This is a genomic window from Pseudoalteromonas sp. SD03, assembly GCF_040937955.1.
GTDB classification, from domain to species: domain Bacteria; phylum Pseudomonadota; class Gammaproteobacteria; order Enterobacterales; family Alteromonadaceae; genus Pseudoalteromonas; species Pseudoalteromonas tetraodonis.
The window spans coordinates 1,482,703-1,497,442 of the sequence record NZ_CP162514.1 but is presented as its reverse complement, the minus strand read 5'-3'; the positions used below and the strand labels follow the sequence as shown (position 1 = coordinate 1,497,442).

The window sequence follows — 14,740 nt, the reverse complement described above, 5'->3', positions numbered from 1 at the left end:
ATTACACTTGTGGCTTTTCAGGTTGCTGTGAGTAATCGTAATAATCATAGTAACCATGACTATGCTCATCTTTAGACTTACTCATATCTACCTTGTTTAGTACCACACCAGCAACATGGGCTTTTACTTCAAATAAACGCTCAAGGCCAGCTGTAATTGGTTTAATACGGGTTATGTCTGACTTAACAACATACACAACCGAATCAACACTTTGCGCAATTACTAATGCATCACTTACCGCTTGGGTAGGCGGTGTATCCACAATAATATGATCGTACTGTGTTTTTAACTCAGTGAGTAATTCAGCAAAACGTGGGTTTGATAAAAGCTCAAGTGGATTAGATGGTATTTGCCCGCTTGGCATAATTGCTACACCCGATTGAGTATCAAGGTGCACACAATCAGCTAATTGATCTGTACCAATCATTAAATTACTTAAACCTGGGTGAAATACGGGTATATCAAATCGTTTAGCTAACGTTGGTTTACGTAAATCGGCATCAATCAGTAATACCTTGCCCATTTGTGCCAACGACATCGCTAAATTGGCAGAGGTGGTGGTTTTACCCTCTCCTGGTGAAGTAGAGGTAACCGCTATAACCTGATGCGCTCTGTCAAGGTGAGTGAGCAATAAACTAGTACGGAAGGTACGTACCGACTCAGCAAAGCGGCGATAAGTGTCTTCTAAATAAGCATGAATAGGAAAATAGCTCTTTTTAGGCACTACAACATGAGGCAACAAGCCAAGCATGCGCTGCGCGAGTTTATTTTCGACATCATTTTTGTTTTTAACTGTGTCGTTTAAGTTGTCAACTAAGATACTTACTATCATAGCAAAACCCAAGCTGGCGATAAAAGAGAATATAATTATCAACTTTTTGTTCGGTTTACTTGGTTCGTTTGGTGCATAAGCACGATCGGTAAAGCGCGCAGCAGCAGAGCTAAAATCACTGGTTACTTCGGTCTCTTTAGAACGTGTTAAAAAGGTATTAAAAATATTACGATTCGATTCTACTTCGCGTTTTAACTGATTATATTGGGTTTCTTTACGGGTAATGTCTTGATATTCAGCACGTATTTTAGCTAAATCGCGCTCAAGCGCATTTACAGTACGTGTTGTTCTGTTAAGCTCTTTTTCTATACCGGTAATTAAACCCTTTATTTGCTTATTTAGGTTAGTTTTAACTGTAACAAGTTCTGCCTGAGCAGAAATCATTTTAGGGTGTTTAGGGCCATAAACCTCACTAAGTTCACTCACCTTACGCTCAACCAATACAACTTCGCGTTTAACATCTTGTACTACACGATGCGAAGTAATTTCAGGCATACTGCCAAGTAACTCTATGTTATCGTTACCATATTCGTTAATAACACGGTTAATGCTTTCAAGGTTGTTTTTAGTCGCGCGAGCATCTACTAACTGTTTTGAGGTTTGCTCAAGCTCTTGGGTAACAAGCCCTGCTATACCTTCTATATCAACCAGTTTTTGTTCTTCTCGGTAAGCTTGTAGGCGTGCTTCAGAGTTATCTAGTTGTATACGTAGCTCTGATAAACGCGTATTTAACCAGCTCGATGCCTGCTGAGTAATACCCATCTTAGCGCGCATTTGGCTTTCTATATAAACCTCACCGATAGTATTAGCTACTAAGGCAGCTAATTTAGGATCACTAGATTCATATTTAAGACTAACTAATTGAGTATTCATGATAGGGGATACACTTAAACGCGATTTAAATGTAGCGAGTAAACCCAACATTTCACGCTCGGCTTGCTCCTCCTCTGTAAGAACAGAGCTTTCTTTTTTATTTAAAAAAGGCAAAAGCTGTTTAACCAGGCCTTTTAACTCGTCTGTTAGCGACGGCTTAGCAATAAAGTCGGTATGATCTTTTAAATTAAGTTTAGTAATTACCTCACGGGCAATACTATTTGACTTAATCACTTCAAACTGGGTTAAATAATACTCTTTTTTGGTAGAGTCTAAACCATAAATTTCATCAAAGCTGACTGCTTTGGCTTGCTCCGACTCAATCAATAAAGTGGCTGTGGCTTCATACTTAGGTACTAGGGTTAACGCAACCATTATAGTGAGTAAGGTAACTACAATAGCAAAACCTAAAATCTTCCATTTACTTTGCTTAATAACATTAAGATAAGCACCTAAATCAATAACTTCCTCGTTGTTGATAGGTTTTTCGGTGTGTGTATTCATTTTTTAATTACTGCCTTAAACTGCTTAAAACAAGCGCTGTTCTATTTTTATGGTGTCACCCGCTGCAATTTGGCTGTTTAAACTACCTTTTTGTTGCTGCTGTTTGGTTTGCTCTTTAAAAATAAATATTTTATCAACCGAGGCACGCTCGGTTAACCCACCGGCCAATGCTATTGCTTGATTTACCGTCATAGCAGGCTGGTAAGGGTATCCACCTGGCTTTTTAACTTCACCATGTATATAAAAAGGACGGTACTCTACTACTTGCGCATACACATTAGGGTTAACTAAATAGTCCGGCTGCAGGCCTTCGCTTATTGTTTGCTCAACTTGTGAAACACTTAAACCCACCAGTTTAACCTTACCTAAAAATGGGTAGTTTATCTCACCGCTATTACCAAGCAATGAGGTTACATCTAAATCAGGCTGACCAAATACTTTAATTTCTATTTTGTCACCTGCACCTAAAATATAGTTTTGCGAATCACTCGCAAAACTACAAAAGCTCAGTAACAATATTAAGCAAGTTAAAATTTTAACCTTCATTCATTTCCCTTTAATGCAAATGTAAAGTTAAGGCCAACAATTACGCGGTCAAATTCAATATTAGTTTGGGTTGAATTACGGTCAATAAAATCAACATAGCCGGTTACCATGCCAAAGTTACTGGCTAAATAATTTAAGCCAAGGCGCGCATTTTTAACTTTGTCTTTACGGTTAAAACTACCAGAGTACTGTTGATCAACATAATTAGCACTTACTACCGAGCTCAAAAAATCGCTCCAATCGTGCTGCCACGTTGCACCGTAAACACTTTCGCGAATGTAATCGCCTTCTAGCAATGGGTCTTTAGCGGCACGGCTAGTAACTAGTTGTAAGGTTGAATAAGTCAACGGCTTCCAAACTGCAGCAGCCTCCCAACTTAAACCACTAAAGTTATCACGCAGGTTTGACTCAAAATCTTTATTTTGATAACCCACTTTAAATGACCCAGTGGTAACGGCTGTGGCTTCCCACTCCATACCCAATAATACTTTTACGTCGTCTGAATCACGGGTAATACCGTTTGAGTCAATTACATCGTAACGGTAGTTTTCTTGTTTAACCTCTAAAAAGGCACGCGTACCAGCTTGGGTGTTGTAATAACCAATAATACCCAACATAGGTTTATCGTAATCGCGGTACTGCGATATGGCCGTAAAATTTTGGTAATTTTTGTTATAATAACCCGCTGTTAAAGCAACCTGAGCTTTAGAGCTTTGTGCGCCGTATTCGTAGCGAGCAGTTAGGTTTTGTTGCTGATAATTTACAAGCTCATCTAGAGCGCTGCCCTGGCCTTCAGTTAATCCGCCACCACGTGGCTCGTACAACCAGTCGGCATCACCAGTAACATCTAAACGGTGTTGACTAGTAAACTCTTTATGCACACCTGCGCCTACATTTACTTGAGTAAAGTTATCGGTTGTGTCTTTATTATGAAACGACGTGCTTGATGCAATATCAAACTTATAGCTATCTGGACCATCTTCAATTAAGGCATTTAAACTCGGCGCTATGTTCCATATTAAACGTGACTGAGTGGCAGACGGCGTCATAAAAAAGTTGTCGTTGCTGCTCACACCTAACTGTAGCGTAGGTGTAATCTCGGCGCCGTCTTTAGTCATTACACTGCCTGGTTGTAATTCTACCGCCAATGCAGGTGCACTTAAGCCCAACGCAACAAGTAAAGTGGTAATTGTATTAGTACGCATTTTCACTTTTAAATCCCTTAAAAATTGTCATAAAAATTATTTTTACATCAAACCATAAAGACCAATGTTTAATGTAATGTAGGTCGTATTCAACTCGCTTGGCCATTTTATCTAAAGTATCGGTTTCGCCGCGCCAGCCGTTAATTTGTGCCCAACCGGTAATACCCGGTTTGGTTTTATGCCTAAACATATAAAACTCTACTTTTTTTCGGTATTCTTCGTTGTGGGCAACCGCATGAGGCCTTGGGCCAACAATAGACATATCGCCTTTTAAAACATTTATAAACTGCGGCAGTTCGTCAAGGCTAGTGCGGCGCAAAAAGCCACCTAACGGAGTTATTCGGGCATCGTTTTTAGTTGCCTGAGTCACCACATCGCTGTTTTCGGTTACCGTCATCGAGCGGAACTTCCACACTTTTATTTTGCGGCCATCTAAGCCATAGCGATCTTGCTTAAATATAATAGGCCCTTTAGATGTCAGCTTTATGGCGGCAGCAATAGTCAATAATAGAGGGGTGATTAAAGTAACAATAATAGCCGAAACAACTATATCTTCTGTGCGCTTTATAAATTCATGAGCACCAATACACGGTGCTTCAAACACGCTTAATGTATCAACATCACCCACATGCTCAATGCGAGCATGTATTAAATTCGAGAGTAAAAAGTCAGGCACTATGTGCACGTCAACGGTGGTATCACCTAGCTGTAATAAAATATCAGCTATGCGTTTTTGTGCTTTCATGGGGAGCGCTATATACAGTATATCTATTTCACCATTACGAGCGGCATCTACTGCACTTTGTATACCGCCCTCAACACCCTGCTTTTCAAGTTGTTCAAATAAACGTTCAGGGCTTCTGTCATCGTAAAAACCTTTAAAGTTAAACCCAAGCTCATCGTGTTTGACTATTTCAGCATGTAAATAAGCAGCAGACTCTGTAGCACCAATAATGGCAACATTGCGTTGCGATAGTCCTAATTTACGACGGCTACGTTTATATAAATAAACCCCTAAACGCCAAACATATAAATACGCCACACTAAGCATAAACCAAATCGCGATTCCCACGCGAGAAAGTGACTCAGTAAACTTAAATAAAAAAGAAACAACCAGTAAAAACGCAAAGGCAATTAAAACACTACCCCAGGCACACATTACCATTGTTCTAAATTTGCCAGCTCGCCAAGAGCGATAGGTAGAAAAAAGCTCAGCGCTGTATAAATAGCTAAGTGCAACAGTTAGCGCAGAGGCGGCATAGATAGGAGTAAGTTTAAAACTATAGATTAAAGCAGCACACTGAAATGCTAAAAACAGCGCAAATATATCAAATAAACGGTAAAAATTGGCATCAGAAGAACCTGAAGGTTTGAATGTCCTTGAAGATGTCATACTACTGTTCCTTATAGAAGCCCAATATGGACTAAATCCCCTACACAACTAAACTAAATAATATCCCATCACACTTATTTATACAATATAAAAACCCGTATTTAAGTATTAAAAAAAGGCGCAGCTATATATTTAAAAACCAGCTATCGTAATTTAATAAATCAAATTAATTTTTGGGTTATCTCTATTATTTTCATTTAATTAGTTCATGTCTAATCTAAGAAATAATATTTTTATATTTAGAAGAATGTTAATCTGTTTGTTATCTGATGAATAAGAGCTAATATGAGTGGTAATTGAAAGGGCAAACTTGATGAAAGTCTTGGACGCAAAACTTCCGGCCTAACGAACTATCTGTGGTAGCGGGGTTGCAATACAGATATTTAATATCTTATTACTTATTACCTTTCTATGTAATTTCTAAGGTAATTGTGATGAATAAAAAATGTTTATTAATAATATTATTTTTAATATTAAACTCAACATTAACCCAATCGCAGACTGTTTACATTGCCCCTACCGGTAATGGTCACGGTTATTCTGTAGACACACCAGCACATATCAGTAAAATAAATCAGCTAATGATGGATACTGATGTTAATAAAGTCAATATTTTACCTGGAATATACCAACAAAATGATGCCCTTTATCTGTACGGTGGTAATCATCATGTCGAAGTCATCGGCATAGGAAAAGTAACCTTCAGAAGTGACTTTAACTACTACTCTGGAGGAAACTCTGGTTTGGTGATAGCAAGAAGTAACATTTCATTCGAAAATATATCTTTTTTAAATACTCGTTATTGTTTTAGGTTTAAAAATAATCCAGTAAGCAATGTATCCTTTAGAAGGATTAACGCTTTAAACACTTCAACCTGCATCGAGTTCGACTATGACTTAGATAAAACTGTTGCAGATATATCAATCAATGAGTTAAGTTCAGTAGGATATTATAAATCAGGCATTAGAATAAATGGCTCCAATACACAAAATATAAGTATTACAAATACTGTTATTAATGGATTGTCAACATCTACAGAGGAAGAACGCGACTGTTATATTTCTGGGCTAAGTATTAGTGGACAATCAAAAAATATATTTTTGGATAAAGTTTCTATTTTCAATAATATTGGCCGTGTTGATAACTGCGGAAGCTATCAACAAGGCGATGGTATAGTTGTTAACTCTGGTGCTCAAAATATATCAATTAATAATACAACAGTATCTAACAGTAGAGACGCAGATTTTGATATAAAGGGGTCCAATGTAACATTAAACAGAATTAAGTCACTATCTGGAAAAGGAACCAGATACAACTTAAAATTGTGGTTTAATAGTTTTACATGCGATGAATGCTACATAAATGCAGCAAATAGTTCTGTTATACAAACGGTAGGCTCAACAGTTAGATTAACAGATTCAACAATAAGAATTAAAGAAACATCGAAAATTTGCGACATAAGATACAATGACAATAATGCATCGACTGTTCGCTTTACAAACTCAGTATTTTTACTCGATGGTCAATTTAATGACATATTACCCCATTTAGAACAATGTAATTAACATACCCTTATTAACTTTTAAACCAATCCCAAACACCCAATGAAAATCCCTTAAACATATCTATTCCGAGAGCTGACTTAATCAAATATAAAAACAAAAAAGTAAGTACTGTTATTAGTGAAAAAACACCGATAAAAAATATAGCTTGCGCAACACTCGCTATTTTCTGTTCTTTAATACTCAGTACTCGCCTATTACGGCCAGCTAATAAAACATAGTAGTATCTATATCTAAATATTTTAATCACTCCCCTATAATCGATTACATGATTACCCCATTGTCTGGCTCCAATGGCTATTTTCAAGTGAGAGAGCTGTTCTTCTGTAAAACTATCCTGAATACTTTTAGGCATCCTTTCTAATAAACTTTTTACTGCAGGATCTGATCGTAATTCTGACAAAATAATTCTTACTTAGTTATAAAGATTTGATGTCTTTATTTAAACAAATAAAAAAGCCAATTAATAATTAATTGGCTTTTTTCAATTTAAAAACTTACTTTAGATTAGCAGAGCGAAAAGTGTTTGTTTTTTGCCAACTATTATCAAGCTGTGTTGGTAAAGTTCCATCTTGATTAATGTTAGTACCTGAGAATGAATGTTGATTCCAAATTCTTGTCGCAGGCGCAAATCTACAACTCGTGTTTGCATTTTCTAATACGGTTAACCCTGTATTTTTAGCTGACTCACCTAACCAAGAGTTACTCGCAGTTAGAATAATCTGTCCATTGCCGTCACCATTCAAATCTGCAACAAATGGGTATTCCCACAATGTAGCGTTACTGTTTTCTTTGCTGAAAAGAAGTGAACCATCATGAGCAAATATTTTAAATGACTCTTGATCATTATGCAGCACTTCAACTTTACCATCACCGTTAAAATCAAATAATGATAAACCCGTTTTTGAGCTACGGTCACTAATAGGGGCACGCCATTTTTCACTGTAACTGTAAACGCCCTCGTTCACTGTAACCTCAAAGGCCATAACACTTTCGCGGCCACTAACTACAACCTCTAAATTACCATTTCCATCTAAATCGGCAATAGCCAATGAACTGCTTCGATGAGTATTAGGTACAGAAATTGTCAAGTTAGGTGTAGAACCATCTAAAACTGATTGACCGTCATAAATGTTCAATCTAATTGACTCCGAAGAGTTTACATCAGCACCAAATTGAACAACATCAGGACTAGAGTCTTTATCAAAATCAGCAACAGCAGAAAATATTGGGTTATCTGATTCACTTATCATCTGATTCAAATCTTCAAGGACAATTAAACCCTCTATAGAGACACTCTCCTCGTCACTTTGCGAGCTTAATATATATAACTTCCCATTCGAAAGTATATCTAATTGATTATCGTTATTTGCATCAAACAATATTGAATCAGTACCGAATGAAGGAGCATCACTACCTGGCAATAATTTTACAAGAGGCCCTTGTAATCCATAAACCGTGTTCCCCATAATAAACTCTGCACCAGGGTTGCTAGAACTTAGTTCACCAACAACAATATTTCCCAAGGTACCGTCAGTATTATAAGAACGTTCTATAATACCTTGGGGTGAAATTACACCTACTTGATTTGAACTAATCGGGGCTATAACCTCAATTATTCCATCATTATCTAAATCGGCAGCTGCAAAGCTATATTTCCCAAGCGCAAACCCTGTAACCTCAAGGTTCCACATCTCGCTTCCGTCTTTACCATCGATCGCACGTATTACACCGCCTGAGTTTAAAGATGTGCCTGTATAGGTTGGGAAGATTAAGTCACTTATTCCATCGTTATTAATATCAATTGCAATTGGCGTTGCTAGTATTTGGTCATAGATTGGCAGATAATTAGCATTATCTCTATTCCAAGTATACTGCTCTGAAAGGTCTATGTTTTCACACAATGCGAGATCAGACTCTGGCAGATTGCCGTCAAATTCGCCACCTAGTAATGCCATCGAGCCATAAAAACTTTGACCAATTATAGGCATTTTTGCTGTACCGTACACACCTCTAATATCAGCATGTGGTGCTAATATTACACCCTGCCAGCGGTTGCCTTTAATATCTAACTTTTGGGCATTAGTAAAGTTAAATACTGTTTTACTTGCATGATGGCGTAAACGTGCAAAGCTCTTACCTTTTACAACTACGTTGTCATCACCTGTAATATTAAAAATTACAGTGGCATCCGCAGGAATACCCCATACTTTAAAAGTGTGCGCTTTAGCAAAGTCACGCGCATCTAAATTAAATACTTGTCTATCAGAACTGCCATCACCTTGTAAATAAAGGCCACCCCACTTACGGTATACAGTGCCTGTTTCATCTAGTTCACTTAATTGTGCACTTAAATCTTTGTAATATTGCTCTTGCTCATCAAAGTTAAATGGTAAAGCCGATTCATCTTGGTTAGAAAGTATTTTAGAGCCCCACTCCATACCCCAACGAACACTCCAGTGAATATCAGTACCGCCACCGGCTACCATGCTACCTACATATTGGCGACCATATTTAAAATCGATGATAGATTCACTAATTAAGTAATATTCTTCAGGGCTGTATGGGCGTGTGTAGCCTACGCTGTAGCCTTTAAGATCTATTTCACCTGCGGCGATAGCACCGTCAGCACGGCCAAAGTTCGATTTAAAATCATTAAAAACAAATGCAGAAAAATTATTGGCAACGCCTAAATCTGCAGCCAGTGTTGAAGAACTAGCTAAAGTAAGTGCGATCACTGCACTCAATTTTTTTAATTTTAATAGTGAGTTAGTCATTTTATCCCTCGAAAATGAAAAAGTGCATGAAGGCACCAAATTTAAGTCATTTGTTTAATGAAAGTTAATTCACCGAAACCTTGGTGAACATTATATACACAAATAAAATCAAAAGGAACAAAAAACACTACGAAAGTACTAATTTTCGGCATCTAAGAAGACACAAAAACATAATATCAATGAGTTACGAAAAAATAAAACTCAAAAAAGACGAATTAACCAAATTAAAATACTAGTAAATGTTAATTTAATGTTAATTAAAGGCGTTTTATTCAGTACGTATTTACCTTTGTCAAAATAAGACTGTAATATAAAGCAACTAAGGAGTTATTAAGTGATTTAAGCTCAGAAAAGGATAAACAGTGAAAATAGCTTTAGTTAAATCTCTAATGAGTTCTATTTTTTTCCATAAACAAGTACCTACATGAGATCAACCTAACCATGAACACAAAAATTATGCTTATTAAAGTAGATAGAGAAGCGCCTAAAGCACCGTACATATGAATTAAGAAGTACCCTAACAAGACATTAGTAGCTAACATTAAAAACAAACAATTCCTTTCTAATTTTTCTTTATTAGTCATAGTTAAAAGAGCACTAAGTGGCGCTCCTACAAACATGATTACTTGAGCAACAACTAAAATTAAAAATGTATTTTTGTATAGAAAATACTCTTCCCCCCACAAGGCTAATAATGGCGATAGAAAATAAGCAGCAATAATAATAATTAAACCAAAAAAGAAAAGTATCACTGTTGAAATGAAAAGTTCTTGCTTTAATTTCTCAGCTTCATTATTACAAAAGTAACGGGAGAATCGAGGGGCTAAAATAGACACAACAAGTAGGGTCACTGAATTAACAATTAGTGATGCTTTTGCACCTACAGAATAACCAGCAACCTGCGATGTATCAGAAAGAAAGCCTAGCATTAGTACATCAAGATTATTATTAACTATCGCTAGTATAGAAATACCGCAGAAAGGCAGTGCGGCTAAAAACGTATTTTTGATATCAAATGAAACTAATTTAGAGGTAACTAAGTTAAGCTTTTTCAAGTAAGTAACATTAAATATAACTCCAATTAGTGTGCTTAAAAAAAATATAAAAAGAATAGATTCGAAACTAATTGAGAATAGGAAAAAAAATAAATAAAAGAAAACAAAAGAAAATATTAAACGATATAAATCATGGTATTGAAATGCTTTATCTGCTTTTTCGAGCCCTCTAGTTGCTTGCGCCAGGCTACCAGCTGTAAGCATGGCCAAAACACAAAAAACCATAATTAAAAAAGTTAATAACTCAAAGTTAGCTAACCCTAAAATAAACGCCAATGCACTAAATAACAAAGCTACAAATAATGCGGTAAACCTCAAAAGTAAAGCTTTTTTAATAAGAATGAAAATATTTTCACTATTTTTAGATACCTCTTTAATTAACCAATGCTCTGTGCCCAAAGATAAAATACTGCCTAAAACAGTTACGATCGAAATAGCTAAGTTATATTTCCCAAAATCACTAACTGATAAAGTACGACCTACCAGAATAGAAAACAATAACGCTAATAATACTGCCGTATATTTATAAATAATAGATAAACCAATGATTCTTTTCAGATGCATTTATATACCCTTAAGCAGTTTTAAAGTTGTTTTTACTTGCATTTATCACTACCTAACAACGCTAAATTTATATATTTTATTTTTTTAATATATAAATGGAAAATAATTGGTAGTGCTACACCTGTTAACAAACCAAAAAACACATTTAAAACTATAGAATCAACCCCTACCCTATTAAGAAATATGCGAGAAAATGCAGTACCAAAAACATGATAGAGATATATGCTATAAGAGAATCCACCAACAAAGATAAGTAATGTATTTTTTATACCAATTTTCACTAAAATCATTGAACCAATACATCCTATAACTAAAGAGAGTAAACTAATTCGGTTAGGAGTAACACCAATTGAAACTTGATGAAAATGGAAGCCTATTAACAGTAAAAAAAAGAGTGAAATTAATTTAAAGTGACTAGTTTTTATATCTTGCGCACTATAAATGTTACATAACATTCCAAATATGAAAAAAGGAAATAAGTACAAGGTACGCGAAAATGAAAATAGCTCTGTAAATTTATCCGAAAACAAAAAAAATGGCACACTAAGTAATGCAACAACAATTAAAACCCTGTTATTTTTCTTACTTATAAAATCAATTAGCGCTATTAGCATGAATATTGTAAATATCGACTGTAAAAACCAAAAATGGGCATAAGGGTATAAAAATAACCGCCAAAGCTCTCCATCGTAACTATTGTTTACACCTGGAGTTAAAGCTTGGGTTATTGCAAAAATAACACTTACACAAATTAATGGCATTAATATCCGTTTACTTTTTCCTTTTACATAATATAAAGCTCCTGAACTAAAGCGACGATAAGCATATATGTAGCCGGATAAAAACGTGAATAGCGGCATTCTGATATAAATTAAACAATCCGATAATATTCTATATATGCTGTCTGGTGGTAATTTAAGGCCTGTGTTAGCTGTACCAATCACATGAAAATAAACAACTAAAATACATGCTATGCCCCTGAGGCTTTGAATTTCTTTATTCATATTAGGAGTATTACTGTTTTAAGAGGTTTTAGAATAAACAATTAATGTTTCTTTAGCGATCGTTTGCCAGTTATATAATTCTATATACTGATTTCGGTCGACAGTGTTAAATTTACCTTCAGTTAATTTAAACGCTAGATCATCAATATCGGCCAGTTTGTAATAACTTTCACTAGGAAGATTCAACGATAAGTTGGGTATAATATCAGAGACTATTATCGGCGCATTAAAGTTAATAGCTTCTAGGACTGAGATTGGATGCCCTTCATGATATGACGGTAAAACATACAATGCAGTATTTTTATAGGCAGCCATGAGCCTATCACCACTCAGTACTCCAGAAAATATTATATTTTTATCTGCGTAAGAAGTAATATGATGATAAAAATCTCCTTTATGTTCACTACCACCGACAATTAATAACTTTAATTTAGTACCACTTTTCTTATAAGCTTTTATAAGATCCTCTATTCCTTTAGCTGGGTCTAAACGACCGACATAAAGAATATAACTTTTCGGCTCCACCTCCATAGAATCTAAAAAGTCGCGCTCTGCGAATTCAGAATCATAATCAACATTAATATCAATACCATTTGGGATATATGTTATTTTATTGTTTGCTTTACCGTATTCAGACTTTAACTCTTCCGATAGCTGTTTTCCAACAACAATGGTTTGATTTGAAAAAGTAATACCAAGCCTTTCCCCTGACTTGAGTAAAAACTTAGCAACACGCCCCCATTTCGAACGTTTATAGTCAGCACCATGAACCGTTAATATGCCTTTCATACCAAGCAACCTAACCATAGGCATAAATAAACCTGAGCCGACGGCGTGTAGATGTACTATATTGCTTTTCAAATAAAACTTTGCATAAAAAATACTAATAAAAGTATGAAATAACGTTTCAAGGCTTGAAGTATATATGCTCGGTAACGCTTTTACTTTTATACCTAAGTAAGTAGAGTCAATGATATAACGATCTCTTCCGATTACGTTAATTTCATAATCATTTGAACATTTTATAATCTCAGAATATAAATTGGCACAGTGAGTCTCGACTCCCCCCATAACATTTGGTATTCCTCTCAGCCCAATAACAGATAAACGTTTAATTTTTTTCACTAACAGATCCCTTTTGGTAATACCAAGAAAATGAAACTAAAATAGAGTACAAAATGTTACCTTCAATATTCCACAAAGGCATTGTCATCAGGTTCAAAATAAAAAAGCCAATTAGGCCCAGTACTAAAGTAAACCTGAATTTTGGAATCGACTTAAAACAAGCTATTAAATTTAAAATAAAGATGTAAAATAAAATTGATAACCCAAAAAAGCCATATTCAAATAAGTAAGAAACAAAAGTATTGTGTGCATATACTCGGAAGTAATCCTCCCAAGAGTTGGGGCCATTACCCAATAGCAAACTAAAAAAATCCCCAGTTAAAAACTCTGCAATATATTGATTCCATATATAAAAACGAGCTGAAAATAAAAGAATTTCTTTTTCGCTATAATATTTTATATTTTTAAATAAGCTTACATCACCAAAAAACAAATCAAATATATCTACAAAACGCTCATAAATTGACGCCCAGCCAATAACTAATAAAACTGCGGTGAACAATGAGATATAAATATAAATATAAATTCGACTTTGACTATTAAATTTTGCCTTAGCGTACGTAAAAACAAACTTAACCAGGAGCGGGATTGCAGATAATAAAGATGTTCTATAGTTAGCAAGCACTAACGAAGTTACACTAACAAACAAAAATTTTATTGCTTTTTTTTCTTTAAATGGCATGTATAACATTGATAGCAACAAAATCGTCAAAGAAATCATTGAAAAAGCAGACTCATGCCCGTAGCCGCCTATAACACTAACTGACCCATCATTTTCGGTAGCTTTTACTTCCCCTAAAAGTAAAGACAATAACTGCATTAGCAATGGAAAAGTATGTACTTTTAATAAAATAGCTAAGACCTTCTCTGAACCATTTTTTTTAAGAGCAGTATAAATTAGTAAACTAATGCATATAAAATACATCCATTTCATTATAAAATTTATCAACCCAGTAATGTTGAAACCGTTAAAGAATGAAATTATTGAAATAAAAATTAGAAGGTAATAAGGCAAAAGTATCTTTAGCTTAAATGCTCTATTAGTAATAATAAAAATGGATAAAATCACAATGAAAATTGAGAATAGAGCATTTCCTGATAAACCAGCAACAATTGGCTTAAAAGTATATTCGTTCAAAACAGATAAAACATACCTCCCCCAAATAGCTAGTGCTAAAAATTTTATTTCTAACCCCATTACTCCTTTAAAGCTTTTACAAATGAAATATAAAGTTGCTATTGCAGTAAATAAAGTCACTAATAGCCACATAGTTTTATCTCTTTTAATAGGTTAGAAATA

General features: G+C 35.1%; 11 protein-coding genes and 1 riboswitch. Of the genes, 1 reads left to right on the top strand and 10 read right to left on the bottom strand.

Features of this window, described 5'->3' with window-relative positions; genetic code table 11:
* Nucleotide 1 precedes the first annotated feature (1 nt).
* Genes ABZP26_RS06980 through ABZP26_RS06965 form a run of 4 tightly spaced genes read right to left on the bottom strand, consistent with a single transcriptional unit; the run spans nucleotide 2 to nucleotide 5,353 of the window.
* Complete coding sequence (locus ABZP26_RS06980) at nucleotides 2–2,209, bottom strand: GumC family protein (protein WP_368485533.1); 2,208 nt, start codon at nucleotides 2,207–2,209, stop codon at nucleotides 2–4.
* Nucleotides 2,210–2,233: 24 nt separating this feature from the next.
* Nucleotides 2,234–2,755, bottom strand: a complete 522-nt coding sequence (locus ABZP26_RS06975; RefSeq protein ID WP_016899856.1) for a polysaccharide biosynthesis/export family protein — start codon at nucleotides 2,753–2,755, stop codon at nucleotides 2,234–2,236.
* The gene (locus tag ABZP26_RS06970) at nucleotides 2,752–3,966 is read right to left on the bottom strand and encodes an outer membrane beta-barrel protein (RefSeq protein ID WP_016899855.1); all 1,215 of its coding nucleotides are present in this window, start codon (nucleotides 3,964–3,966) and stop codon (nucleotides 2,752–2,754) included. The genes ABZP26_RS06975 and ABZP26_RS06970 overlap by 4 nt, the downstream gene beginning before the upstream one ends.
* Nucleotides 3,950–5,353: an undecaprenyl-phosphate glucose phosphotransferase gene (locus ABZP26_RS06965; RefSeq protein WP_016899854.1), complete on the bottom strand. Its 1,404-nt coding sequence runs from the start codon at nucleotides 5,351–5,353 to the stop codon at nucleotides 3,950–3,952. The genes ABZP26_RS06970 and ABZP26_RS06965 overlap by 17 nt, the downstream gene beginning before the upstream one ends.
* Nucleotides 5,354–5,646: 293 nt before the next feature.
* Nucleotides 5,647–5,729, top strand: a riboswitch (cyclic di-GMP riboswitch).
* A 58-nt stretch (nucleotides 5,730–5,787) separates the two neighbouring features.
* On the opposite strand from ABZP26_RS06965, the gene ABZP26_RS06960 reads away from it, so the two are divergent.
* Nucleotides 5,788–6,918, top strand: a complete 1,131-nt coding sequence (locus ABZP26_RS06960; protein WP_368485532.1) for a hypothetical protein — start codon at nucleotides 5,788–5,790, stop codon at nucleotides 6,916–6,918.
* Between the two features lie 10 nt (nucleotides 6,919–6,928).
* Here the strand turns inward: ABZP26_RS06960 and ABZP26_RS06955 are convergent, their stop codons facing one another.
* The 6 genes from ABZP26_RS06955 to ABZP26_RS06930 form a co-directional block, all read right to left on the bottom strand.
* Nucleotides 6,929–7,318 carry a hypothetical protein gene (locus tag ABZP26_RS06955; protein ID WP_016899852.1) on the bottom strand — a complete coding sequence of 130 codons (390 nt, stop codon included), beginning with the start codon at nucleotides 7,316–7,318 and terminating at the stop codon, nucleotides 6,929–6,931.
* 94 nt (nucleotides 7,319–7,412) lie between these two features.
* Nucleotides 7,413–9,692 (bottom strand): choice-of-anchor A family protein, encoded by a 2,280-nt coding sequence (locus ABZP26_RS06950; RefSeq protein ID WP_016899851.1) that lies wholly within the window; start codon nucleotides 9,690–9,692, stop codon nucleotides 7,413–7,415.
* 386 nt (nucleotides 9,693–10,078) lie between these two features.
* Nucleotides 10,079–11,311, bottom strand: a complete 1,233-nt coding sequence (locus ABZP26_RS06945; RefSeq protein ID WP_368485531.1) for an oligosaccharide flippase family protein — start codon at nucleotides 11,309–11,311, stop codon at nucleotides 10,079–10,081.
* A gap of 32 nt (nucleotides 11,312–11,343) precedes the next feature.
* Nucleotides 11,344–12,315 (bottom strand): acyltransferase family protein, encoded by a 972-nt coding sequence (locus ABZP26_RS06940; RefSeq protein WP_368485530.1) that lies wholly within the window; start codon nucleotides 12,313–12,315, stop codon nucleotides 11,344–11,346.
* An 18-nt stretch (nucleotides 12,316–12,333) separates the two neighbouring features.
* Entirely contained in the window at nucleotides 12,334–13,440 is a 1,107-nt protein-coding gene (locus ABZP26_RS06935) for a glycosyltransferase family 4 protein (RefSeq protein ID WP_016899848.1), read from the bottom strand.
* Entirely contained in the window at nucleotides 13,427–14,710 is a 1,284-nt protein-coding gene (locus ABZP26_RS06930; protein ID WP_368485529.1) for an O-antigen ligase family protein, read from the bottom strand. The genes ABZP26_RS06935 and ABZP26_RS06930 overlap by 14 nt, the downstream gene beginning before the upstream one ends.
* Between the last annotated feature and the right edge of the window lie 30 nt (nucleotides 14,711–14,740).